Consider the following 23,780-nt stretch of genomic DNA (forward strand, 5'->3'; position numbering starts at 1 on the left):
GGCTTACGCGTTTGATGAATTACAAAACCTCAATAATGGCCAATTATTGAGGTTTTTTACTTGAGAAAAGTTATAAAACCGAAACAGGAATGCTATGGCAGGCTTAAAACGAATTATTCTTATCGACACGCATCTACCGGGTGTCGTTGAACTCAAGCTTGATGGGCACACAAATATTTGTGGCACCAACGCGTCGGGTAAAACAACGCTCCAACGACTTATACCCGTATTTTACGGTGAATATCCCAGTCGTGTTGTCCCTGCCACACGAGATAGCTTCGAACGATGGTATCTGCCTCGCCTTTCTAGTTTTATTATTTACGAATACGCCCGTGCAGACGGCGATTTATGCCAAGCGGTGTTAAGTTCAAATGGCACTGGAGTGAACTATCGTCTCATCGGTAAGCCCTTTGAAATAAATGACTATCTGATTCAACAAAAGAGCGGCAAACACGCGAGTGTCAGCAGCGCTGAATTAGCGCGAGCGATGAAGCGCAACAACGTTATGGTAACGAGTTTACTCAACACTAAAGATTTTCGCGCGATTATCCAAAACGACCACGGCGTGCTGAATCAAAGTAATACGGCGCGTGAAGTGCTCGGCTACGCCAAGCTGTTTAGTTTGTGCGAGTCATCTAAGCACATGCGTCATATCGAAAAACTCGCCAAAGCGGTGCATTCTAAAGAAGGAAAAATGGAAACGATCAAGGCAATGATCGCAGCCATATTAGAAGAAGATGGCGTCACACCACCCACATCAGGATTAAGCCGCAACCGCGTAGATGATTGGATCAAAGAATGCCACCTTATTAAGCAGTTCGATAAAATAAGGCCAGAGTTTTCGAGACTAGAACAAGCGGACATGGCCTTAAGCAGCACTGAGCAACAATTAGCAACGCTGAAGCATACCTTTGAACTGGATAAAACGTATCTATCTGCACGCGTAGAAACCACGAAAAACGAACTCGATGAAAATAACTTTCAACGCAAGCAAACTGACAGTGAATGGGGCGATAATCGCGACCACCTCAACCAAGTCATATCATCTGCACGTGCTGACGTGGAAAAATATACGATTGAGCTTGAAAATGTCGAGGGTGAATTTGATAAGTGGCAAGAAGAAGACATCGAGCAACTAAAAGAGCACGTGGGCAATCTACCTCAGTGGTATAGCCAGAAAGAGCTTAGTGTAAGCCGCTATGCGCTGCTGACTGAAAAGCATCAGGACATTGAGTCGGCCTATAACAAGCGGTTGGCCGAACTTGGAGAGAACCTCTCCGCTACTCTAGATGAACTTTCTCAGGCGAGACAAGAAGTCGCAGAGCACAAGTCTTTACAACAGCAAAATGAGCGTGAGGCGCTGGCGAAAATTAGCAACGACTACAGCGAGCAGTTAAATACGCTAAAGAGCGACTTTTCAAGCAATGTTAACGAACTTAAAGTATACGAAGCAGAGTTAAAAGCGTCTCTGAGTAATGCTGGATATAACGAGTTTGAACAATCTCAGCTGGATATTTTAGATGCAGCAATTAAAGAAGCGTCGATTAATGAAGATACTGCACGAGCAGAGCTTCGCCAGTCACAGCAAGCACACTCGAAAGCCTGTGAATATCGTAAAACCTGCTCTCAAGTATTAGATAAAGCACGGGCTTCGTTTCAGCAGGAAGAAAAGTCAGTTAACAAAATAAACGGCTTGCTGTATCCCGGCGAAGGGTCTTTGCTCGAATTTTTAAGAGCGAATGTGGACGACTGGGAAGTATCCTTAGGTAAAGTGATTCGCCCAGAATTGTTGGACCGCACTGATTTAGCGCCCCACATGGAAGAACAAGCCGATACATTCATGGGAGTGAAGTTAGCCCTAAATGAGCTAGATACGCCGGATTATGCTTCTACAGAACAAGCATTAAAACAGCAGCTTAAAGATGCTGAGGTTCGCCAAGCAGCTGCATTGGCAGCGCAAAACGAATGTGAGCAGCGATTGGCCAAGGCCAACGAAGATGTGCGCAACACAGAGTTATCACTTACACAAAAAGACAATGTGGTTAAAAGTGCCGAAGCTAGCCGAAAGCGAGCTCAACAAGACAGAGATACGGTGCTTAGTGAGTACCAACAAACCTTGTCAGAGAGAAAGCAGAAGGCGAAAGCAAAGCTTGAGGCTAATCAACAAAGCCAAAAACAAGTAAAAGCGGAATTTGAACAAAGCCGAGACGAAATCAACGACCAGCAAAGAGAAGCTGAGACGGAACATAAGTTTCATTGGCAGCAGCTCATTTCAGATACAGACGCTCGATTATCTCAACTAGACAGCGACATGCGTAAAGCGAGAGAGAGCGCAGCTCAAGATCGCAAAGATATGCAGCACTGGTTAGAGAGTGAACTGAACAATCGCGGTGTTGATGTTGACGAAATTGGCCAGCTTAAAAAGCTGATCAATCAGTTAAAAGACGATATTGCGCGCACAGAAACTCACCGTCACAAAGTCGCAGACTACGAGCGCTGGTATACCAATGTGTTCACTAAACAAAAAGTGGTGTGGCAAGAAGGGTTGTCTAAGGCTCGCAAATCATTAGGTGAGTCTGAGCGCAGCCTTGCGAGCAAGCAAAGTGCATATAAAACGAAAAGAGAGCAGTTAAAAGAGCAGCACACACAGCTAGAAAGCACGCTTAAAACCACCACCGAGCACCTTGAGCAAGTTAAAAACTTGAGCAAGTCGTTGGCTAAGCTCACGCTGCAAGCTAGCGACGATACTGCTGAAATTAAGCACGACGAAGTGAGTATTGGCCAGCGCATATCAGAAGTGCAAAGTCAGCTGCAAGAGCGTGACAATCTCCTCAGTGATATTCGCGCCTATGTGGAACGATTTGATCAGCTTATTGCGGCGCAGGCCGGCACAGGGCTCTCTGACACGTGGGAGCGGGCAAGAGAAGAGTGCGCCACCATTAATGCCCATGGCGTCAAAAGTTTTGATCATCGACGCATGGTGTCTCATTTATCACAGCTGCTTAACGTTATCGTGCCTCAAAAGCTGCAAGGACTCAGAGAGCAGGGCAGAATATTTGGCGCCGATTTGTCTCAGTACTACTTCGTGTTAGCTGACATAGACAAACGCATTGTGTCTCAGAGTCGTCGAATTACTCAAGAAGTGGATGGAGAGTTGTTTCTCGATGGTGTGTCAGACTCCGCCGTTAAAATCCGTTCGCGTATCAGTGAACTTGAATTCTGGCCTGAGCTTGAACAATTCAGAAAGCATTATGAATTCTGGATGGAAGAAGGGGCAAATGAACTGCCTGAAGAAGAGTATGGTCAAAGCATGCGCAGAGTCCTTGATATTTTAGGGCGAGCCGCACTTACTGGCGGGATCAGCAAGTTACTCGATATTGAGCTGCATCTGCGGGAGGGAAATAGCGACCTAGTTATTCGAACCGACCGCCAGCTTAATGAGTCGTCCAGTCACGGAATGGCTTATCTTATTTTATGTAAGTTCTTATTGGCATTTACTCGCCTATTGCGTCAAGACGCGGGTGCAACCGTACATTGGCCAATCGATGAGCTGGGCACGCTGCATCAAAGCAATGTGAAAAAGATTTTTGATGCGTGCCAGAACAACAATATCAGCGTAGTGGGCGCATTCCCTAACCCAGAGTCAGAAGTACTCACGCTGTTTGAGAACCGATACCTTATCGACAAAGTGACGCGCCAGTTACAAGTGGTTCAACCAAAAGCGAGCAGCATAGCCGCGCGTATAAAAGCCAAAAAGCACAGTGATGCAGTAACACAGGAGCCGTCGTTATGATGACAGAACAAGGTCGCGTGTTAAGCGCATTGTTGCAAGGGGCTTTTATTTGCCAAGTTACTGATGAGGAAGCATGGCGCTTTCTAAAAAGTCGAGACAACGCGACAAAGCTAGAACCGCATTTATCGCTCCTCAATCGCACGCTTTCTTCGACAGCAGAAGGCGAAGTGTTTTTTGCCAGCTATTCCACTATTGGTGAGCAAGAGCGCAAAGTGCTTACGCAGCAGTTTCAAGATACGGCGTCTAATTTAGTGCCTCTCATCGAGTGGCTCTTATTAGTTCAGCAGGCCAACGAATCTGATATGCCCATTACTATGGGCAGCGCTATTCGACTTAATGAATTGCAAGGTAGCATTGAAGATACGCCCGCCTACGGCGAGCAATTAGAGAAGATATCTCGTTACCGAATGTTTGGCTCTACCAGCGTTAACGTGGACGGCCAGCTAAAGCAGGTGTTTAAGCGCCTCACTGAGCTAGGCTATTTAATTAAGCCAAACCCAGATAAGCAAATTTATTTGGGAACCGGCAAAATAGAACATCTTTATGAAACTTTACGCTTTATTGATGAAACTGAAGCATTGAGCCTGTCTGAGCAAGCGGAGGCGGCGGTATCTCAAGGTAACCTGATATGAGCCAGGTATTACTTCAAGCCGGAACTAAGCTGCTCAATGCATTAGGTCGACACAGCGACCTAATTATGAAAGCGTATATTAACGGCTCTGTAAAAGAGCGTGATCACAGCAGTAAAGTACTTGAGCAACTCGTTCAACTAGGCGTGCTGTGGCGTCCAGAAGCGCAAAGTGAACTGCGTTTAAAAAGTGCGGTACGCACGCTTTTAGAGGGCAGTTTACAAGACGAGAGAAACCGCACGATAAACGCCAATGTTGGGGCATCACTGGCGAGTTTAAAAACGTTGACGGAGCACTATAAAGAAGCACTCCATTACAATAAATTCAACGAAGCTGCCGCGCACATGAGCGACCTGACAGAGCATGTTTATCAGCTATCGGAAACGCTGAGTAATAGTGTGAGGGTAATGTTTAGTCGAATTAATAATGAATTTGGCTATGTCTCTTCCGTAGACGCGAAAATTCGAGAAAATGAGTTGGCACAACAACAAGTTACCGACTTACTTGCGCAACTTGAATGCTTTCGGTTCGATGAGCTAAGTGAAATCGCGGGTTCGAATCGTGAGCTCAGGCATTTGCTGGTGGTATCGCTACAGCAGCGCTTTTCGAAAGCTGCCCAAGAACTTTCGGTTGTGCAGGCACGACTACTCGATTTACTGGGCCGATTTAGAGAATTTCAAGGCCGAACCCGGCTTCTTAAAGGCTTTTTATTGCATATGGAGCAACAGCCTGATTTCGCGCCAAGCAATTACGCAAATCTTACCAATGTACCTGTATTGTTTAATCACAGTGCTGCCACCATTTCTCATGCGTCTGCAGACGTGAACAACGTGGAGCATGAGAGTGATTACCAAAATATGGTAGCAACGCTTACCCATATCCACAAAAAACGCGGAACGCAAGATGACGGTAAGCCTGCTGATATTGATGTTACCGAACAAGCTACCTTATCGCTTGAAAAGGAACCTTTACAAAAAGCTGTCGAGGCTTATTTTTGCGATGTTATTGATTCTGGGCAAGCAAAGACTGCCTTAGATTATTATGAGGAACAGGAGCTTGAGTTCGATCCTGAAGTATGGCTTTACCAAGTGATTGGTGGCTATCAGGCGTTAGATAATGAGGAGAAGCAGTTTTTTGCTTTAGAGTCTCACGGCATGAACGATAAGATTTACACCGGTAATTTTTATATTAGTGATATTACTTTGGGCTTGCGCTAGGCCCTACCATTATTTTATGGCAGGCTCTTGATATTACAAAGTGGCGCCTCTATTTTAAAGAAACGTTTACAAAAAATTCACGTAATGAGCTATATAGTTTAAGTGGACGTAGTCATGCTGTCATCTTGATGTTATAGCATTATACAAAGTGATAGCCACGCCTACGTTAGCTTGGTCCCCGTGACCATGTAGTGTAATAAATTATGCTTCAACAGGACGTAGAAACGTTGTGGTGCTGGTGCGTACAGTACGAAGAGGAAGATGTTATGCAATTATCAGAACAACAAAGTTTTAACCAAGCCCTTATCCAATTATCGGTTTTGCTTTATCAAGTCGATGGAGTAGTGACATTGTCAGAGCAAGACTACCTGAATGACATTGTTGAGACTCTTTCGTGGGATAGCCCAATTTGCCCAGAAGCCTTTCTCAATGACACCATTTACCAAACACGAAAAGCCATAGATACGGGAGACGCAGTCTCTTATATGCGAAGCTTGAAAGATGCGCTTTCCTTCGACGCAGATAAAACCCTTGAAGTGGCAATGGCCATAACGGGTGTAGATGGAGAGCGAAGCGAAGCTGAAACTGAGCTTCTTTCGCTACTTACACATAAAGTGCTCGCCAAAGCCCTTGTTTCAGGCAGTGCCGCGGTACAATAATCTTCAATCGGTGCTTAATAACAGCAAAGCGGTGTCATTTTTGCACCGCTTTCAATGGTTGCACCGCTGTACAACAGCAGCAGTGCGATAACCTCTTTTTGCGGTGCCTATGCCTCAATATTTCAGACATAATAAAATAGAGCAGGGTCTTTCTGGCTTGTTGTTAGCCCTATCAGTAAGTAGCTGTCATTCCTTTAACGAGGCGCAGCGTGACGTTAGCTTTAATGCCAGCACTCAACCCTTTCCCATCCAGGTTGCTCCTTTTGATAAGTATAAACAGCGAGTTTTTGACTATTTAAGCGCTAATCGCAGCTTTGTTGGAACAGACAAAGACGCTGAAATTGCTATGAATATGCCATTTGAGTGCGGTACTGCGAGTGATGACAAAGGCTTGTTTCTTGTGCATGGTTTAGGCGACTCCCCATACTTTTTTAGAGAGCTAGCCGCTATCCTTTGTAAAAAAGGGTTGAGAGTGCGCGTGATGCTATTACCTGGGCATGGCTCAAAACCCGGCGACATGCTTTCGGTGAGTTACGAGCAATGGCAATCAGAAACCGATTTTCAGCTTGAGCAGTTTTCCTCTTCGGTTGAACAGCTTTACGTGGGCGGGTTTTCAACCGGCGCTAACCTCACCACCATTAGCGCTTTTGACAGAAATGATATTAACGGGATCATTCACTTTTCCCCGGCGTTTAAATCTCGTTTTTTCGTATCTAAATTAGCGCCCTATATTGATACGCTTTACCCTTGGCCGAACGTGGAGGCTGAGGACAATCCAAGCCGATACAACTCTACCGCCATGCCAGGGTTTGCCGCCTACCAAGAAAGCGTGAACGCACTAGCGCGCCGATTTGATGGCAGCGGTGGGGGAAAAACATCATTTGACGTTCCCGTATTAATGGTTGTGGCAGAAAAAGACAGTGTTGTGGATACACAACACGTCGCCAAACGCTTTAAAGAAAATTTTACCAATGATAAAAAATGTCTACTTTGGCAGGGCGAGGACGCACCAGACGTTTTTGTCGATAATCCGTTGATGTCTGGGCAGTTGCTCATGCAGTCGATGCTTTTGCCAGAGAAGCGTATAAGCGCTGCGTCACATATGAGTTCGTTGTTTTCAGAGGCAAACTCACTGTATGGCACACAGAGCCCATTCAGAATTTGCGATAACGGCCAAGGAAGTGAGTTAGAAGCGCGCTGCAAAGAAGATAAAACAGGTGAAAACGTATGGTATGGCCCCTGGGGCTACGAAGATGACGATGCCAGTCGTGTATATGCAAGGCTTACCTACAACCCTTATTTTGATGTGATGATAGATAACATAGTGGCATTTACTCGCGATGAGTCTGTAGATGACTTTTGCAATTTTTAGCACACGGTAGCTGGAATATAAGATAGTGTATTGGCAAATATATCAGCTAGTGTGTTAGCCGATGCCGCTTTAAAAAAGTCTATAAATGCAAAAAAGCCGTTCTTTAAGAACGGCCTTTCAATCAGCTTTACTTATTTTCCAGTGTTACACTCTTGGTATTTACGTGTGTGGCTGAGCCTCTTCTAATTCCCGCTCAAGCTGATCACTAGCATCCGCTCTAGGCTTGGTAAACCGCGCTAGGGCGAGATACAGCACAGGGGTAAGGTAAAGTGTGAACACAACCGCAATGCCTAAGCCGCCAAACACAACCCAGCCAATCGCATTTCTCGCTTCTGCGCCAGCGCCGGTGGACAAGATCAGCGGTAGTCCACCTAAAATGGTAGACACTAATGTCATCATTATCGGTCTCAAACGAACCGAACCTGCTTCTACAATAGCATCGTAAACTGAATACCCTTTATCACGAAGCTGATCAGCAAACTCAATAAGTAAGATGGCGTTTTTCGCTAACAGGCCAATGAGCATGACTAGGCCAATTTGTGAGTAAACGTTAATTGAAGTACTGGTTAGGAACAATGCATAAATTGCTGCTGCAATACCAAAGGGAACGGTTAACATGACAACTATTGCGCTGTTCACACTCTCAAACTGCGCAGCCAATACCAATAACACAATAACGAATGCCAGTACGTAGGTAAGCGCCACTTGTTTAGACGTTTCTTCAAAGGTTTGTGCTTCTCCTAGAAAGATGAGGCCAATTCCATCTGGTAATGTGTTTTGAGAAATAGCACGTATTTCGCTCACTACATCGCTTAGGGCTTTATCTTCCGGTAGTTCAACCTCGAGTTCAATGGCTCTGCGTTGGGCTTGACGCTCCAACTCAGCTGCCACACCTTCTTCGCTAATATAGGCCACGCTAGAGAGTGGGATTAGATTACCATCAGTGCTTTTTACGTAAAGATTGGTTAAGTCAGATGGCGCCATTGTGTTTCTTGTACTAGTTTGTAGCATGATAGGAATACTTTGGTCACCTACATTTAAGTCTGCAATATCATCGCCATTTACTGCTGCTCGTAAAGCCTGTGAAATATCGTTTAATGGCACACCAAGCTCTTCCGCTCGTCGTCGGTCAATATTCACACGAAGCTGGGGTTGCGTTGGATCGTAACTGACACGTGGGCGACCTAAATAGGGCAGTTTGGTTTCAATTTCAGTGGCAAAGGCTTGAGCAGCCTGATAAATATTTTCATACGTATCACCAGTTAACGCCATTTCTAAGCCGCCGCCTTGTCCGCGAAGATTTAAGCTATTACCGCCAAATGCGTTGCCTGGTGCGCCAGGAATAGCTTGCAGGCCTGGTCGAATTTCATTTACTACATCTTGCAGCGACATATCCCGTTCGTCCCAATGCTTGAGCGGCGCGGTAATAAACACAATGTTCGGGTCCCACTGCCCTACCACGGTGTACATTGAGTCTATGGTGCCTTTTTCTACATAGGGAAGCAGCATCTCTTCCATCTTCTCGGCTTGTCTATCCATAAAGTTAAGACCGGCACCGTCAGGTCCACGAGCAAAAATACGTATAGTTCCACGGTCTTCACTAGGCAATAACTCATTAGCAATATTACCCGACAATATATAAGCGCCGCCGCCGGCTGCAAGACTTAATACACCCACAAGCCAACCATATTTAAGCGCTTTTAATAGAGAGGATTGATACAGCGAAAGACACGCATTACCGAATCGGCCAAAGGTGGCGTTAAAAAAGCTTTTCCCGTTTTCTTTTGGTTTTTTAACTGCTAAACGTGCGGTAAGAGCAGGAACCAGAGAGAGAGCAACAAAAGAGGAAATAATAACGGCCCCTGCCAACACGCCGCCAAATTCTCTGAAAAGTTTACCAGCTGTTGACGGTAAAAATGCGATAGGAATAAAGACGGACGCAAGTACTGCGGTTGTTGCCACTACGGCGAAAAATACTTCTCGTGTGCCAATTACCGCAGCAGCTCTTGCGCCAAGGCCCATGCTGCGACGACGCTGGATATTTTCTGACACTACAATAGCGTCGTCAACAATCATACCGGTAGCAAGCACCAGAGCTAGCAAGGTTAAAATATTAATTGAAAAGCCCATTGCCCAGATGATGGCAAGAGCCCCAGCTAATGACACAGGAATCGAAAGAGCGGGTACTAGCGTTGCTCGCCACGAACCAATAAATACAAGTAATGTAACTATAACCAGCGCAACGGTAAGACTGAGTGAAATGATGACTTCTTTAACCGAGTCGCGAATAAATTCGGCGTCGTCTGCGGTGACAACAATATCCATATCAGTAAAGCGCTTGTCTAAGTCACTCACCATTTGAAGGACTTCATCAGAAATTTCAATGGTATTCGAACTTGCTTGACGTATAACTCCCAAACCAATTACCGGCATGCCGTCTAATCGCACCATACTGGTTGAGTCTGCGGGTCCAAAATAGACACTTGCAACATCGTTGACGCGGATATCACCCGAAATAACAATATCACCCACATCTTGAGCAGATATTGATGTTGCATCGGCGCGGACAATAAGCGCCTGTTCTGACGACTGAATACTGCCGGCAGGTACGTCAAAGGGCGCCAAAACGAGTGCGTCTGCCACATCACTCATAGACAGTCCAAAACTTGTTAGTCGCAATGGGTCAACCGAAACCCTGAGGACGCGCTCCCGATCGCCGCTCATATTGACATCAGCAACCCCCGGGATGCTCAAAAATAAAGGGGCCACATCGGTGTTTACTCGCTCGGTAAGGGTTTCCATATCAAGTGTTTTACTTGAAATAGCCAAACTCACAACGGCTTGGGCATCATTGTCTGCGCGGATAATCGCGACTTGTTCAACATCCTCGGGAAGCTGTCGCTGTACGCGGCTTACTGACTCACGTGTCTCGTTGGCTGCGTCTTCTAAATTTACACCAGGGCGAAATTCTACTCGAATACGTGCTGAGTTTTCTTCGCTTTGTGCTGAAATGTTTTTTACACCACTTACTCGTGCTACTGCGCCCTCAAGACGGCTTGTTACTTCGGCATCTACCGTTTCAGGCGACGCACCAGGGAAAGTTGCTGTTACTGTTACTCGCGGCGTATCTACATCGGGAAGCTCACGAACCTCGAGACCGCTTAACGCTGCAAAACCAGCGATTGCTATGAGCAAATTTAAAACAACAATAAGAACTGGTCGTCTAATCGCCAGCGACGGTAGGTCGTTTGCTTGTGAAGAAAGCTGCTTATCACTCACCTGCTGGCCCCCCAGCTATCTCAGTGGTGATAGATTGACCAGTGCGCAAACGCTGAACGCCTTCAGCAATCAGAGTGTCACCATTGGTAATATCCCCAGATACCAAAATAATACCGCGAAGGCGTTGGTGAACGTTAACGTCCAACTTTTGTGCTTTTCCATCAACGGCGAGCCAAATATAGGCACCAGTGGCACCCCACAACAGAGCGGATTCTGGAACTGCGGCAAATCTATCACCTTCAATAGATAAGTTGACTCTGAAACTCATGCCCGGTCTGAATTGATCGGAGGAATTGTCTAAAAGGGCTCTAGCTCGCAGTGTTCTGTCAGTTTCATTGATTCGTGAATCTACCTGCGCAATCTCTGCTACCACACTTTTTTCTTTGTCACTCCATGGCTCCAACGTAACATCTGGACCATCTAGCAAAACTGATAGGGCTGCTTCCGGAGCCTTAAAATTAACAAATAGTTTGCTACGATTGTCCAGCGTGGTGATCATAGTTTGCTCATTAATACGATCACCCACTTCCACGTCGGTAAAGCCCACAATACCATCAAAAGGGGCGACGATACGTCGATCTTCTAAATCTGTTTTGGCATCTGCTAGGGCCACCTCTGCCAGGTCTCGCTGTGTTTTTGCCAGATCGAGTTCATTGACAGGAACAGCGCCTTTTTTGTAGCTTGAAGCAAGGCGTTCTACAGTGCGCTGGGCGTCAGCTAAGGTTAGTTCAGCGCGTTTTAAGGCGGTTTTCTGTCTGCGATCGTCCAGTCGAACAAGGACTTTGCCTGCTTCAACATTTTGACCGGGCACAAAGTTAATCTCAGTAACTTCGTCGGCTACTGGCGAATAAAGCACAATAGACTGTAAAGCTTCAGCGCTACCGACTGCCTCAATCTTACGTGTCTCGTTCATGAATTCGATAGGTTTTGTCACAACCAACTTGGCTTGTTGGTCACCCATATATTGGCCGTGTGCGAACGGTATAAACAAAAATAAAGAAAAAAGACCTGTCCATGTCTTTATTGTGCGAACCACTGACTTGTTCATTCTGTAACCCATTAGTTATAAATTTTTGTGTCTACTACATAGACTTTTGGCTAGTTGAGATTTGTACTGTATAGCACCATAGGCGGTTCAGGTAAGCAATTGCAGTTCAGCGTATTCCCTATACAGGGTATCGCTTTTCATCAGCGAGGCATGATCCCCGGTGGCCACTATGCTTCCTTTATCCATTACAACAATGCGGTCGGCGTGTTGAACCGTTGCCAGTCGATGAGCAATCACAATACTGGTTTTTCCTTCCATTAAGCGGTTAATCGCCTGTTGCACCATTCGCTCACTCATGGCATCGAGGGCACTGGTTGCCTCATCAAGCAGTAAAATAGGGCGGTCGGCTAAAATAGCTCGTGCGATGGCAATACGCTGTTTTTGCCCACCCGATAACTTAATGCCACGTTCACCAAGCTGGGTGTCGTATCGGTTATCGAGGACATCAATAAACTCGTGGGCAAAAGCCAGCTTTGCCGCTTTGACCACATCCTCATCGGTAGCATCGGATTTACCATAACGAATGTTGTCCATCACAGAGCGCGCAAATACCACCGGCTCTTGTGTCACTACGGCAATTTGGTTACGTAATTGTACTAGTGGTAGGCTATTGATGTTGGTATCGTTAAATACAATGCTGCCCGACGACGGTTCATAAAAACGCATGAGAAGCTGAAATAATGTCGTTTTACCTGCGCCGCTAGGGCCAACCAACGCCAGTTTTTCTCCAGCGCGGATATTGAGGTTGAGGTTGGTAAACAGTGCTTTACTGCTAGGATAGCTAAAACTGACATTGTCGATGTTTATTGCAGGAGACGCATTTTCCGCTAATGTGACAACCGTTTTTTCATTGTCTGTATGACTTGAAGGGGGCTGAATATCTGATTCAACTTGAATAAGTTGATAAAGGCGCTCGCTGGCGCCCACGCCGCGCTGCACTTCTCCTATGACTTCGCTTATTGTAGCAACGCTGCCACCTGCCATTACCGCATAGAATAAAAAGGCGGATAGTTCACCGACGGACATTTGCCCTTCTAACACTTGGCGTGCACCAACCCAGGCTATAAATATTATTGCGGTCATGCTTAAACACATTATGCAGCCAATAAGCAGCGAGCGATAATGTATTCGATGTTCGGCGGCACCCATGGCAGCTTCTACTCTTGAAGCAAAGTGAGAGCGTTCTTTATTTTCTGCCGTATAGGCCTGCACTGTCATGATTTCATGGAGACTCTCATCTATGTGAGAGCCTAAGTCTGCCACTTTATCTTGGCTAATTTTGGCAAACTTTCTGACTTGCGGAGCAAGCACCTTAATTGGAACCAATACCGCCGGCACGGCAATAATGACGCATAACGTGAGTAAAGAGCTAGATATACCCATAAGTACCAGGGCGCCGATAAAGGTGATCACAGAGCGCAAAGTCATTGATAGGCTCATACCCACCACTGTCTGAATAACCGTGGTGTCACTTGTAAATCGAGAGATAACCTCACCGGTTCTCAATTCGGCAAAAAACGAGGGGGGCAATGACAGCAAATGAGAATAAACTTGGTTTCTTATATCTGCGCTTACCCTTTCGCCAAGCCAAGTCATTAAATAAAAGCGAGCATAGGTGGCAATACAGGCTACTAAGGTTATACCGAGTACAATAACGGTTGCTTCATTCAGCGTATCGGAAGCGTTGTCGACAAACCCATTGTCGATAGCATATTTGATCCCTTGACCAAGCATTAACCATGCAATAGCGGCCGTGAGCAAGGCGACAATTGCTCCTGCTACTCTGTTTTTATACTGGCTTAAATGAGAGCCAATCCAATGTAAAACTTGTTTAGTGGACACTTCATCAAGTGGAGTCGTCAAAATAGCCTCTTTTTTAATTACTTCGTGGAGTTGTTCAATTTGTGCAGCAGGCGCAACAAGTGACGCAGTTAAGCCTAAGTATACGTGTTTATGACAGCAGTTGATTTGTACATGCGACTACATTTGCAGTAAATCAGTTGGATGGGAGCTTGCCACTTTTAGACTCGCTACTATTTAGTCCGCAGGAATAGTCTGGTCTTGTCGTTTTTGTCTCAGTTTTGCGCACATTTTCAAGCTTTAGGTGCAACGGTTAAAGGAGAAATTCGTCCATTATACGTAACACGTCTTTTTACTCGGGTGTGTAACTTCACTGTGCAATATAATCTGAAATATAACTTTGAAGTAAACTAAAAAGTGGACTGCTTATTCAGTATTGGATGTCCGCTAAATCCCATTTCCCCGCTTTATTACTTGCATTCGAATACCACATCCGTATAATTCGCCAGCCTTCTATCAGGTGCTTAGTTTTTGCGCGTGGTAAGAGGGGTTAAGTTAACGGTAACGCTACAACGAGTTTGAGGCATTTTATGGTTACTATTCGTTTACAGCGTGGTGGCGCGAAAAAGCGTCCATTTTATCAACTAGTGGTTGCTGATAGCAGCCGCGCACGAAACGGTCGTTTCATCGAAAACATCGGTTTCTTCAACCCAACTGCACAAGGTCAAGCGGAACGCCTTCGCATTGATCTTGAACGTGTAGATTACTGGGTTGGCGTAGGCGCGGGCTTATCAGATCGCGTATCTAGCTTGGTAAAAGAAGCGAAAAAATCTGCAGCGTAAGCTGTTTTAACTGGTGAGTATAGATGAGTCTAGCGTCTGACAAAGTGATTGTTGGCAAAATTGGAGCGCCTTACGGCGTTAAAGGTTGGGTCAAAATCAACAGCTATACAGAAAAGCCAGAGGGCATTTTCGAGTACACGCCTTGGTTTCTTGGTGAAGAAAAAGAATGTTCGATTGATCAATGGCGAACGCACGGCAAAAGCCTCGTTGCAAAGATTGAGGGTGTAGAGAGCCGAGATGATGCTGAACGCGTCAAAAACTTGGATATCTACATTAACGCTTCGCAACTTCCCGACTTGGGCGACGATGGCATTTACTGGCGAGAGCTCACCGGCATGAAAGTGGTAACTACGCAAGGTTACGACTTAGGTGTGGTGAAAGAGGTATTTAACACAGGTGCTAACGACGTTATTCACGTTAAAGCTAATGTAGGCGATGCCTTTGGTCAAAAAGAAAGACTTGTGCCTTTTGTATTCGATGAAGTCGTACACGAGGTAGATAAGGAAGCGAAGGTCATTAAAGTTGACTGGGACCCGGGGTTCTAAGTGACACCGGAAAAGTGGTTTGGAGTTATTAGCCTTTTTCCAGATATGTTTTCCCCATTTACCCAACAGGGTGTAATAGGTAGGGCAGTTAAATCTGGTAAATTATCGGTTGATACCTTCAACCCCCGTGACTTTACTCATGATCGCCATCGTACAGTAGACGATCGCCCCTACGGTGGCGGACCCGGTATGCTTATGATGGTTAAACCGCTAACTGACGCAATACACGCTGCCAAGAATATTGGTGGTGACAACAGTAAGGTGATCTATTTATCACCCCAAGGAAAACCCCTTGATCAGGCTGGCGTTAAACGCCTTGCCAGTATCGAACGCACAATTTTAATTTGCGGTCGATACGAAGGAATCGACGAACGCGTAATCGAAAGCCATGTAGATGAAGAAGTCTCCATTGGTGATTATGTGTTAAGCGGTGGAGAGCTTCCGGCAATGGTCTTAATGGACGCAGTTGCCCGATTGGTTCCCGGCGTGCTAGGGCATAAAGCCTCAGCAGTAGAAGATTCTTTCACTGACGGTCTTTTGGATTGCCCGCACTATACGCGGCCAGAAGTACTTGAAGGTCAGAAGGTGCCCGAGGTGTTGCTAAGTGGTGATCACGAAAAAATTAGGCAGTGGCGACTGATGCAGTCTTTAGGTAGAACTATGCAACGTCGCCCTGATTTGTTAAATCACCTAGCTCTGACTGAGGAGCAGATGCGTTTGCTTGAATTATTCCAAGCGCAGCTGCGGCGAGATGACAGTTAACTAGGACGAGAGGATATGATGAGCAAAGTCAGTCAAGATATCATCAAAAAAATTGAGCAAGCACAGCTTAAAACTGATGTACCTGAATTTGGTCCAGGTGACACAGTAATTGTTAAAGTTCGCGTTACCGAAGGTGACAAAGAGCGTCTTCAGGCTTATGAAGGTGTTGTTATCGCTAAGCGTAACCGTGGTCTGCACTCGTCTTTTACCGTACGTAAGATTTCTAGCGGCGAAGGCGTTGAGCGTGTGTTCCAAACACACAGCCCGCAAATCGCTTCTGTTGAAGTTAAACGTCGCGGTGCGGTTCGTCGTGCTAAGCTTTACTATCTACGTGAGCGTTCAGGTAAATCTGCACGTATCAGAGAGAAGCTTAACTAAGATTACTAATCCTTGCGTTATTGTTAACTTCGAAAAAACCCGCCTCGTGCGGGTTTTTTTGTAATCAACGATAATAGTAGCCTTTGTTTAAAACAACACGCTGCATAGCAGGTTGTTCAATGTGTTTAGCTGATTAAACCATTAGTGAAAGCGACTCGATAAGAGGAGGGTTTTCAGTGTCTATTGAGTGAACGATATGCTTGTGCAATCGCTTTTTGTGTTCACCGAATATACTGCGCTTCTTATGAAATGTTTTTGCATATTCAACTGCGCCTAACATTAACGCATCTTGGCTGCTAAAGGCTTTTTCTATGACATGATCTTGCTCAAGTTCTTTACCAGACACTCGTCTCCCAGACAGTTTCATCTCATTAAAACGATGATAGGGCATGGCCTTTTTTACAAACTCAATCATGCCAGGTAAAAAGGGTATAGATAAATCGACTTCGGGAAAACAAAAGAACCCTTTGTCTGAACGCATAAAGCGAAAATCACATGCACAGGCAAGAATGGCTCCGTTGCCAAACGCGTGGCCGTTGATGGCGGCGATCACCGGTAGGGGAAACAACAGTAAGGTTCTAAATACGTCATCCATACTATGCATAAACGCTTTAATTTCATCAAACTGCTGCGCCTTCATTGCAGGCATTAACCAGTCGGTGTCTATACCTAAGCTAAAGCATTTTTCATCATTTGATGTGATCACTAATGCTTTGCACGAGGTGTTCTCCATCACGCACTGTAAGCTTTTCAACATGTCCTGAGCAAAGTCGGGGTTGTGTCGATTCTCACCATTTTGCATCAATAGAATAGCCACATCACCATCATAAGTTAACGCTATATTTTTCATTCGCAGCCTCTTTTATTTTATTATTAACCGTATTCTTCTATAAATATCAGCAGATGAAAAATTTAACGTAATGATATTTATTCATTGATGCTTATAAACCGTTATAGTCTTTTTGTGAATTTACCATTAGGCGCCGCTGAGCAACTATCACGCAAAAATGCGAAAACATGCTAATGGCAAGGCGGCTGTTGGTTTGTGTCTGGCGCCAATGAAATCGACGGGTCCCAAATACGCAGCCAAAAAGACTGCACGTCGCGTAAGTTGGGCCGTTCACTGAACTTTTCAAATGAACCGACCTCAATGCCTGACGCAGTTTGTTCAGCTACCTTAAAGTTAAACGCATAAGCGCATTCTACGCCCATTCTCAAGTCTGAAAGAATGATGTCGTCTTCGCGTAAACGAACAGAATATAATCCCTTGGTAAACCACTGTAAGCGTTTTATGCCCCATTCAGATTGTACGGGCCTGAGTAATTCAGGCGCGGTAGGATAGGCGCTAACACTGATATCATCGGGCGAATCAAAAACAGAGGTATAGATTTCATAATACTTGTCTTCGGCGACTACTACGATACGCCACAACAGTGTAGTGAATGGCGCAGGTGTACTCATGTAGTGTTGTGGCTCAATGCCTTGTTTTGCTAACGCCGATTCAACGTTGTAATCAATAAAAAGTTTGCCAAAAAGTGACCAACCTAAATAAAGACAACTCATAAGTAAACCGAATGTATTGGCTCTCGCTTTTGTTATGTTTTGAATCTTGGGCAATAACACCATGATTAAGCTAACAAGTAACGGAATAGTGACTAATGGGTCGATGATGAAAATATTCGACATGGCAAACGGATATTCCGTTATAGGCCACAACAACTGAGTGCCATAAACTGTAAAGCTATCCAAAACTGCATGGGTAGACAAACACAGAAATACCAACCAAAACCAACGGTGTTTGAACCTCGAGGTGCCTTTGTGAATGTGTGTGAGTAACCACACAATTAATGGGCTGATAATCAAGTGGACTAACAACGAGTGGCTAAATCCACGGTGGTAAGTGAATGCTTCAACGGCGCCGTTGTACGGTAAAAAAACATCTAAATCTGGAAGGGTGCCAAGTATTGCGCCCCATAAGGCCGCCTTTCTACCCACTTTGTTCCCAAGTACTGCATAACCAACTGCGCCACCTAGTGCCGCTTGCGTGAGAGAGTCCATATAGCCCACTTAACTCATAATTTTATACTTTTACGACGTGAGTTCTTCATCAGGCCAATTTTCTTGCAAAGCAGTTGACTATTTTTGAGTTTATATGACAGCTTGCGCAACTCTCACATTTTTTCAATAGCGCTGGGCTTTGTATCTGCTCAGCCTTCCGCCCCTTTGCAAATATAACTGCAATATCACCGTTTAACTTAACTGACATATCAGTGCCACATCACTCCCACAACACAGAAAACCCCGTAAGCTCACAACTGGTCAATAAGTGCTCGTCGTGGGTGACAAAACCCTAATACGACCGTTCATTTGCGTCGCATCTAGCCTAGAACAAAGTATTCTACGTTATTGCTTGCTTCCTTAGTGGTTAATTGTTAAAAAGTCAACGACGTTAAAGAAATATAGAAAAAGCTGGTTGTACAATAAGGTTTACATGCAGGTTGCATACTCTTTTGGCGTTTATAATTTTTTTCATTTTTTAGTTAAGAGAGCTTTTCATGATAAAGGACACTGTTAATAATGTTCACGTAAGTGCAGAAGATGTGCTTATTACTCCCGATGCGTTAAGTGCTGAACTGCCTGTTTCAGACAAAGCGTTAGCGGCTATCTCAGATTCACGCCAAATTATTTCAGATATTATCCATCGCCGCGATCACCGTATGCTAGTGGTGTGTGGTCCATGCTCAATTCACGATGTTGACGCGGCTAAAGAGTATGCGCTGAAGTTAAAAGAACTGCACGAATCATGCAAAGACACGCTCTTTATTGTGATGCGGGTTTATTTCGAAAAGCCTCGTACTACGACAGGGTGGAAAGGTCTAATTAATGACCCGCATATCGATGGTACGTTCGATATTGAAACTGGTTTACGCAAAGCCCGAGAGCTTCTTATCTGGTTGGCAGAGTTAGAGCTCCCAGTTGCAACGGAAGCACTCGATCCTATCAGCCCTCAGTACCTTGCTGAACTATTTAGCTGGTCAGCCATTGGTGCACGTACCTCAGAGTCGCAAACTCACCGTGAAATGGCCAGTGGCTTGTCCATGCCAGTAGGATTCAAAAACGGCACAGACGGCGGTTTAGGCATTGCTATTAACGCGCTTAAATCTGCTGCATCAAGTCATCGTTTTATGGGAATTAATAAACAAGGCCAAGTAAGCATTATTGGCACTAGCGGAAATCCGGATGGGCATATCATCCTTCGCGGCGGAAAGCAGCCTAATTACGACTCTGTTTGCGTTTCTGAGTGTGAACTTGAGATGCAAGATGCGAACCTTACGGCGGGTTTAGTGGTTGATTGCAGCCACGCTAACTCTTCAAAAGATTACCGTCGTCAGCCTTTAGTAGCGCAAAATGTGGTCAATCAAATTTTGGAGGGTAATCAATCTATTATCGGAATTATGCTTGAGAGTCATTTAAAGCCTGGCAATCAAAACGCAGATGGTAAGAAGTACGAAGAATTAGACTATGGTGTCTCAATCACAGACGGTTGTATCGATTGGGAAAGCACTGAAAATCTCATATCTCAAACCAGAGATAAATTGATAACTGTGCTACCCTTACGTCAAAATAAGCGCACAGTAGCATAACGAATTGCTTGTGCCATTTGATTCAAGGATAAGCCACAATGGCCGATTTTTCACAGCAATTGGCATCATTGCGTGAAGGCATCGACGAGCTGGATACCCAGCTCGTTGAACTGCTTGCAAAGCGTAATGAGATCACCACCAAAGTAGGGCAAATTAAAGCGCAAGCGGGCATGCCTGTCTACGTTCCCGAGCGCGAAAAAGTCCTTATTGCCTCTAGGCGACAACAGGCTGAAGAAATGGGCGTTTCTGCCGATTTAACAGAAGATCTTCTTCGCCGCGTCATGCGCGAGTCTTATCATACTCAAAATAATGAATATCGCTGCGTGAAACCTGATATCGACAATGTCGTTGTTATTGGCGGTGGCGGAGCGCTTGGACGGGTTTTCGTTAGTTTGTTCCAGCGCAGCAAATATAATGTTGGTGTTGTTGAAAAAGACGACTGGGAAAAAGGGCATGCGCAGCAGCTGTTGTCAAACGCTTCGTTGGTTATTGTGGCAGTTCCCATTAATTTAACCGAAGCGGTTATACAGCGGTTAACTATGCTACCTGATGACTGCATTCTTGCAGACATAACCAGTATAAAAGCCATGCCGTTAAACGCTATGCTTGGTGTGCATAGTGGGCCTGTTGTGGGATTGCATCCCATGTTTGGGCCTGATGCCCCCGGTATGATTAAGCAAGTGGTTGTGGTATGTGAAGGCCGCAATAGTGATAAGTATGAATGGCTAATAGAGCAAATGCGAATATGGGGTGCGACTGTTCACAACTCTAGCGCAAAAGAGCACGATGAGGCCATGGCATATATACAGGTTATGCGCCACTTCAACACGTTTGTGTATGGCCAGCACCTTAAAGGTGAAAACCCCAATTTAGATTCGCTGACCATGTTCAGCTCGCCTATCTATCGCTTAGAATTAGCTATGGTTGGGCGATTGTTTGCACAGTCTCCTCAGTTATACGCCGACATTATTTTTAATAACCCCGATAATTTTGCACTACTGCGAAGATTTTACGAGCGTTTTGGATTAGCGTTATCACTGCTAGAAAGCGGTGATAAGAAAGGGTTTGTTGAGGAGTTTATGAAAGTGGGCGGCTGGTTTGGTGATTATGCGAAAAAATGTTTAGTGGATAGTAAGCAGCTATTATTGAAAGCCGATGATGGTCAGTTGTTAAGAGACAAATAAAGTTTTTTTACTGAGCATGCTAATGCCGCCTAAGCTTGAGCAGACTCTACATCAAGTGCCAGAAAAGTAAAGCTTCACCTACGCATTGTAGAAATGGCGAGGAACGCTATGAAGTGACTACATTAAGTTGGATTGATTTCTAAGCGGTGACTAAAGCCTGATTTCGATAATATATCGGACTCAGGCTTGTTAGTTATGTCTTATTTAACCCATTTACTAATGGTTGTTACTGTAGCTGTTAATTACTGAGAGAGTGCGCTTGCCGCTGCTACTTTGGTAGGGCTAATTTCCTCGCTGGGGTAACAGCCGAGTACTTTTATATAGCGAGTGATGCTTTGTAGCGATGCAAACGCAGTTTGTACGGGCCCATCCTCAACGTTTCCTTCTACATCAATATAAAACATCTCTTCCCAGGGGTTCCCTGGAATTGGTCGAGACTCCAACTTGGTCATGTTGATCTTATTCTCTCGCAATACAAGTAATGCTTCTACTAGCGCGCCTGGCTTTTGCACTGTTGACATAACAAGCGTGGTTTTTGCAGGTACTTGAAGTGGAACAGTTACAGCATTTCTTGCCACGACAATAAACCGGCTGTGGTTCTCTTTCTGATTGGCTAAATTACTTTTTATCGCAGTAAGGCCGTAAAGATTTCCACCAGCTTCGCTTCCAATGGCAGCAACGTCGTCTCGCGCTAATTCGCTTACTGTGAGCATTGCAGATGAGGTGCTGTCCATGGTTTTTACTTCAACGTTGCCAAGCTCGGCTAAAAAATGACTGCATTGTGTGAAAACCTGGGGGTGAGCGTACAGCGTTTTAATTTTTTCAATTGATGTAGCGGCGCCTACCAATAAAGTATGGCGAATAGGGTGCGTTAGCTCGCCAATGATACTTAACTGTGTATGCTGCAGCTGGTCATAAACCTCGTTGATACTGCCTGAGGTAGTATTCTCGATAGGTAACACAGCATAATCAGCCTCAGTATTTTCTACTTTGTGAATGATCTCGGCAAAACTCTGACAACCAATTTCTAGGAGTTCACCTGGGCGACGCGAGAAATACTTTTGGGTAGCGAGATAGGAATAAGATCCCTTGTCACCTAAAAATGCAACGCGGTTAAGAGGCAACGTACTTCCTGGGTTTGCGCGCTCTGCAAGCATAGCCTGCTGATTGAGAACCGAGTCTTCAATGATCACATGGAAGATTTGCGTCACATAGTGAGGGTCTAAATTTACTCTTTGTCCCTCTTTAATCAAACGAACGAGCAACTGCTCTTCACGCTTTTGATCTCGCACGGGGATGTGGTATTTAATTTTTGTTTCTGCGACTTCGTTGGTGAGTTTTCTTCTTTCAGCCAGTAAGTTTAGTAACTCGCTGTCTAAAGTGGTAATACGCTTTCTGACAGTATCTAGTGCGTTGTCTGACATAGTGTTCCCGTAAAAAAATCTTATTTTATGACTTTGCAAATTGTAAGGAATAAAGAGTAAAAAAAAACCTCCCTAGAGGGAGGTTTTTATGCATGCAGTTGCGCCCCCCTAATAAAAGGATGTAAACGCGAAAAATAGAATGACTACATGCTTTTTATTCGTTTTCATAGCCTGAATTTAAGTGTATTACCTGATGCTGTCAACTCTTTTTTACAAGCAGCTTAAGTTATTTACTCATAAAAGGTTGAAATAATTTTTGTAGCAAAAACGCAAACGGGATAGAAAGAATAGCCAACAAGGTACGGTCTTTGTTAAGCAGTTGAAATACATTGTCAGTCGCTCATAAAATTCGTTACTAGTTACTTAGGAGCACTGAGAGCATTTGTCTTACTTCATTGGGTTCAAAGGGCTTGTCGCAGAGCGCATTTACACCGGTTTGCTGTATGTTTGCCATGTGCATACTGTCTGCAGATTCCGACGTAACCATAATAATGGGAATATGCGTAGTTTCTGGATTGAACCGGATGAACTCAGACAGCTCTCTTCCGTCCATTTCTGGCATGTTATAATCAGTAACCACTAAATCAAAGGCTTCATCTTTTATTAACGTAAGTGCCATCGCACCATTTTCAGCTTCTTTGATGCGCTGTAATCCCATTCCCTCAAGTACTCTACGAATATGATTTCGAGCTAGCTTACTGTCATCTACTAACAATACTCTCACGTCTTGCACGTCAAAAAGCTCTAGGTCGAGTTCATCGTGGTTAATAAGATCGAGACTTGCATTCAGAGCCCTAGAGAGATGCAGCGGTTCAAATGGTTTTGGAAGAATAGCCGCAACGCCGGCCTGTTTAAATTCTTCCAACTTACTCATTCGATTTTCACTTGAAACCAACATGAATGGAATAGTGTTAAACTCATCGTTCTCTTTAATGAATTTGAGCAATTCAAGGGCTGTGCCGTCCTCAAAATACATAGCGCTAACGACAAGATCCGCGCCATGTGCGCGAATAGCAGATTTTGCTTCGCCGAATGTACTTACAGGATCAATTTCCTTAACACTCTCTTTAAGTAGCAAGGTAGTGATGATCTTTCTCTGTGTATCAGAGGGTTCCACTAAAATAATATGTAAATCAGAAATTGACAGCTTTTCCATTTCGGACTCTTTTTGTTATGTGTTGATGAAAAAGTAGGAGGCGACACA

General features: G+C 44.8%; 18 protein-coding genes. 11 read left to right on the forward strand and 7 right to left on the reverse strand.

The window, feature by feature from the left end; all coding sequences use genetic code 11:
- Nucleotides 1–94 precede the first annotated feature (94 nt).
- The 5 genes from ACOJR9_RS06045 to ACOJR9_RS06065 all read left to right on the forward strand — a co-directional run bounded on the left by ACOJR9_RS06045 (nucleotide 95) and on the right by ACOJR9_RS06065 (nucleotide 7,670).
- Nucleotides 95–3,793 carry an ATP-binding protein gene (locus ACOJR9_RS06045; protein ID WP_420935435.1) on the forward strand — a complete coding sequence of 1,233 codons (3,699 nt, stop codon included), beginning with the start codon at nucleotides 95–97 and terminating at the stop codon, nucleotides 3,791–3,793.
- Nucleotides 3,790–4,425 (forward strand): hypothetical protein, encoded by a 636-nt coding sequence (locus ACOJR9_RS06050; RefSeq protein WP_420935436.1) that lies wholly within the window; start codon nucleotides 3,790–3,792, stop codon nucleotides 4,423–4,425. Before ACOJR9_RS06045 ends, ACOJR9_RS06050 begins: the two co-directional genes overlap by 4 nt.
- Entirely contained in the window at nucleotides 4,422–5,639 is a 1,218-nt protein-coding gene (locus ACOJR9_RS06055; protein WP_420935437.1) for a phosphoenolpyruvate carboxylase, read from the forward strand. Before ACOJR9_RS06050 ends, ACOJR9_RS06055 begins: the two co-directional genes overlap by 4 nt.
- Nucleotides 5,640–5,905: 266 nt before the next feature.
- Nucleotides 5,906–6,298 carry a TerB family tellurite resistance protein gene (locus ACOJR9_RS06060; RefSeq protein WP_420935438.1) on the forward strand — a complete coding sequence of 131 codons (393 nt, stop codon included), beginning with the start codon at nucleotides 5,906–5,908 and terminating at the stop codon, nucleotides 6,296–6,298.
- Between the two features lie 109 nt (nucleotides 6,299–6,407).
- A complete protein-coding gene (locus tag ACOJR9_RS06065) occupies nucleotides 6,408–7,670 on the forward strand; it encodes an alpha/beta hydrolase (RefSeq protein ID WP_420935439.1) in 1,263 nt (420 codons plus the stop codon).
- 159 nt (nucleotides 7,671–7,829) lie between these two features.
- On the opposite strand, the gene ACOJR9_RS06070 is transcribed toward ACOJR9_RS06065, so the two are convergent.
- The 3 genes from ACOJR9_RS06070 to ACOJR9_RS06080 form a co-directional block, all read right to left on the reverse strand.
- Nucleotides 7,830–10,949 carry an efflux RND transporter permease subunit gene (locus ACOJR9_RS06070; protein ID WP_420935440.1) on the reverse strand — a complete coding sequence of 1,040 codons (3,120 nt, stop codon included), beginning with the start codon at nucleotides 10,947–10,949 and terminating at the stop codon, nucleotides 7,830–7,832.
- Nucleotides 10,942–11,997: an efflux RND transporter periplasmic adaptor subunit gene (locus ACOJR9_RS06075; protein WP_420935441.1), complete on the reverse strand. Its 1,056-nt coding sequence runs from the start codon at nucleotides 11,995–11,997 to the stop codon at nucleotides 10,942–10,944. The genes ACOJR9_RS06070 and ACOJR9_RS06075 overlap by 8 nt, the downstream gene beginning before the upstream one ends.
- An 87-nt stretch (nucleotides 11,998–12,084) precedes the next feature.
- Nucleotides 12,085–13,860, reverse strand: coding sequence for an ABC transporter transmembrane domain-containing protein (locus ACOJR9_RS06080; protein WP_420935442.1), 1,776 nt, complete (start codon nucleotides 13,858–13,860; stop codon nucleotides 12,085–12,087).
- A 527-nt stretch (nucleotides 13,861–14,387) separates the two neighbouring features.
- Between ACOJR9_RS06080 and rpsP the strand changes: the two genes are divergently transcribed.
- From rpsP to rplS, 4 genes are read left to right on the forward strand one after another with little or no spacing between them, the layout of a single operon-like run.
- Nucleotides 14,388–14,639: a 30S ribosomal protein S16 gene (rpsP, locus tag ACOJR9_RS06085; RefSeq protein ID WP_032094545.1), complete on the forward strand. Its 252-nt coding sequence runs from the start codon at nucleotides 14,388–14,390 to the stop codon at nucleotides 14,637–14,639.
- Between the two features lie 23 nt (nucleotides 14,640–14,662).
- Nucleotides 14,663–15,184 (forward strand): ribosome maturation factor RimM, encoded by a 522-nt coding sequence (gene rimM, locus ACOJR9_RS06090; RefSeq protein WP_420935443.1) that lies wholly within the window; start codon nucleotides 14,663–14,665, stop codon nucleotides 15,182–15,184.
- Between the two features lie 45 nt (nucleotides 15,185–15,229).
- Nucleotides 15,230–15,946, forward strand: a complete 717-nt coding sequence (trmD, locus tag ACOJR9_RS06095) for a tRNA (guanosine(37)-N1)-methyltransferase TrmD (protein WP_420936067.1) — start codon at nucleotides 15,230–15,232, stop codon at nucleotides 15,944–15,946.
- Between the two features lie 18 nt (nucleotides 15,947–15,964).
- Nucleotides 15,965–16,324 carry a 50S ribosomal protein L19 gene (gene rplS / locus ACOJR9_RS06100; RefSeq protein WP_420936068.1) on the forward strand — a complete coding sequence of 120 codons (360 nt, stop codon included), beginning with the start codon at nucleotides 15,965–15,967 and terminating at the stop codon, nucleotides 16,322–16,324.
- A gap of 133 nt (nucleotides 16,325–16,457) precedes the next feature.
- Here rplS and ACOJR9_RS06105 read toward each other — a convergent pair whose 3' ends face one another.
- Nucleotides 16,458–17,174: an enoyl-CoA hydratase/isomerase family protein gene (locus ACOJR9_RS06105; RefSeq protein WP_420935444.1), complete on the reverse strand. Its 717-nt coding sequence runs from the start codon at nucleotides 17,172–17,174 to the stop codon at nucleotides 16,458–16,460.
- A gap of 170 nt (nucleotides 17,175–17,344) precedes the next feature.
- Nucleotides 17,345–18,382, reverse strand: coding sequence for a metal-dependent hydrolase (locus ACOJR9_RS06110; RefSeq protein ID WP_420935445.1), 1,038 nt, complete (start codon nucleotides 18,380–18,382; stop codon nucleotides 17,345–17,347).
- Between the two features lie 497 nt (nucleotides 18,383–18,879).
- On the opposite strand from ACOJR9_RS06110, the gene ACOJR9_RS06115 reads away from it, so the two are divergent.
- Both ACOJR9_RS06115 and tyrA read left to right on the forward strand, forming a co-directional pair.
- Nucleotides 18,880–19,968 carry a 3-deoxy-7-phosphoheptulonate synthase gene (locus ACOJR9_RS06115; protein ID WP_420935446.1) on the forward strand — a complete coding sequence of 363 codons (1,089 nt, stop codon included), beginning with the start codon at nucleotides 18,880–18,882 and terminating at the stop codon, nucleotides 19,966–19,968.
- 38 nt (nucleotides 19,969–20,006) lie between these two features.
- Entirely contained in the window at nucleotides 20,007–21,152 is a 1,146-nt protein-coding gene (gene tyrA / locus ACOJR9_RS06120) for a bifunctional chorismate mutase/prephenate dehydrogenase (RefSeq protein WP_420935447.1), read from the forward strand.
- 242 nt (nucleotides 21,153–21,394) lie between these two features.
- Here the strand turns inward: tyrA and pheA are convergent, their stop codons facing one another.
- Both pheA and ACOJR9_RS06130 read right to left on the reverse strand, forming a co-directional pair.
- Nucleotides 21,395–22,576 (reverse strand): prephenate dehydratase, encoded by a 1,182-nt coding sequence (pheA, locus tag ACOJR9_RS06125; protein ID WP_420935448.1) that lies wholly within the window; start codon nucleotides 22,574–22,576, stop codon nucleotides 21,395–21,397.
- A gap of 355 nt (nucleotides 22,577–22,931) precedes the next feature.
- Nucleotides 22,932–23,732: a response regulator gene (locus tag ACOJR9_RS06130; protein WP_420935449.1), complete on the reverse strand. Its 801-nt coding sequence runs from the start codon at nucleotides 23,730–23,732 to the stop codon at nucleotides 22,932–22,934.
- Between the last annotated feature and the right edge of the window lie 48 nt (nucleotides 23,733–23,780).

The organism is Alteromonas ulvae (assembly GCF_048987005.1).
Lineage (GTDB): Bacteria > Pseudomonadota > Gammaproteobacteria > Enterobacterales > Alteromonadaceae > Alteromonas.

Excerpts from the sequence above, each read along its gene's own strand:
- ACOJR9_RS06045 (WP_420935435.1), top strand. The coding sequence starts at position 95 with ATGGCAGGCTTAAAACGAATTATTCTTATCGACACGCATCTACCGGGT.
- ACOJR9_RS06050 (WP_420935436.1), top strand. The coding sequence starts at position 3,790 with ATGATGACAGAACAAGGTCGCGTGTTAAGCGCATTGTTGCAAGGGGCT.
- ACOJR9_RS06055 (WP_420935437.1), top strand. The coding sequence starts at position 4,422 with ATGAGCCAGGTATTACTTCAAGCCGGAACTAAGCTGCTCAATGCATTA.
- ACOJR9_RS06060 (WP_420935438.1), top strand. The coding sequence starts at position 5,906 with ATGCAATTATCAGAACAACAAAGTTTTAACCAAGCCCTTATCCAATTA.
- ACOJR9_RS06065 (WP_420935439.1), top strand. The coding sequence starts at position 6,408 with ATGCCTCAATATTTCAGACATAATAAAATAGAGCAGGGTCTTTCTGGC.
- ACOJR9_RS06075 (WP_420935441.1), bottom strand. The coding sequence starts at position 11,997 with ATGAACAAGTCAGTGGTTCGCACAATAAAGACATGGACAGGTCTTTTT.
- rpsP (WP_032094545.1), top strand. The coding sequence starts at position 14,388 with ATGGTTACTATTCGTTTACAGCGTGGTGGCGCGAAAAAGCGTCCATTT.
- rimM (WP_420935443.1), top strand. The coding sequence starts at position 14,663 with ATGAGTCTAGCGTCTGACAAAGTGATTGTTGGCAAAATTGGAGCGCCT.
- trmD (WP_420936067.1), top strand. The coding sequence starts at position 15,230 with ATGTTTTCCCCATTTACCCAACAGGGTGTAATAGGTAGGGCAGTTAAA.
- rplS (WP_420936068.1), top strand. The coding sequence starts at position 15,965 with ATGAGCAAAGTCAGTCAAGATATCATCAAAAAAATTGAGCAAGCACAG.
- ACOJR9_RS06105 (WP_420935444.1), bottom strand. The coding sequence starts at position 17,174 with ATGAAAAATATAGCGTTAACTTATGATGGTGATGTGGCTATTCTATTG.
- ACOJR9_RS06110 (WP_420935445.1), bottom strand. The coding sequence starts at position 18,382 with ATGGACTCTCTCACGCAAGCGGCACTAGGTGGCGCAGTTGGTTATGCA.
- ACOJR9_RS06115 (WP_420935446.1), top strand. The coding sequence starts at position 18,880 with ATGATAAAGGACACTGTTAATAATGTTCACGTAAGTGCAGAAGATGTG.
- tyrA (WP_420935447.1), top strand. The coding sequence starts at position 20,007 with ATGGCCGATTTTTCACAGCAATTGGCATCATTGCGTGAAGGCATCGAC.
- pheA (WP_420935448.1), bottom strand. The coding sequence starts at position 22,576 with ATGTCAGACAACGCACTAGATACTGTCAGAAAGCGTATTACCACTTTA.
- ACOJR9_RS06130 (WP_420935449.1), bottom strand. The coding sequence starts at position 23,732 with ATGGAAAAGCTGTCAATTTCTGATTTACATATTATTTTAGTGGAACCC.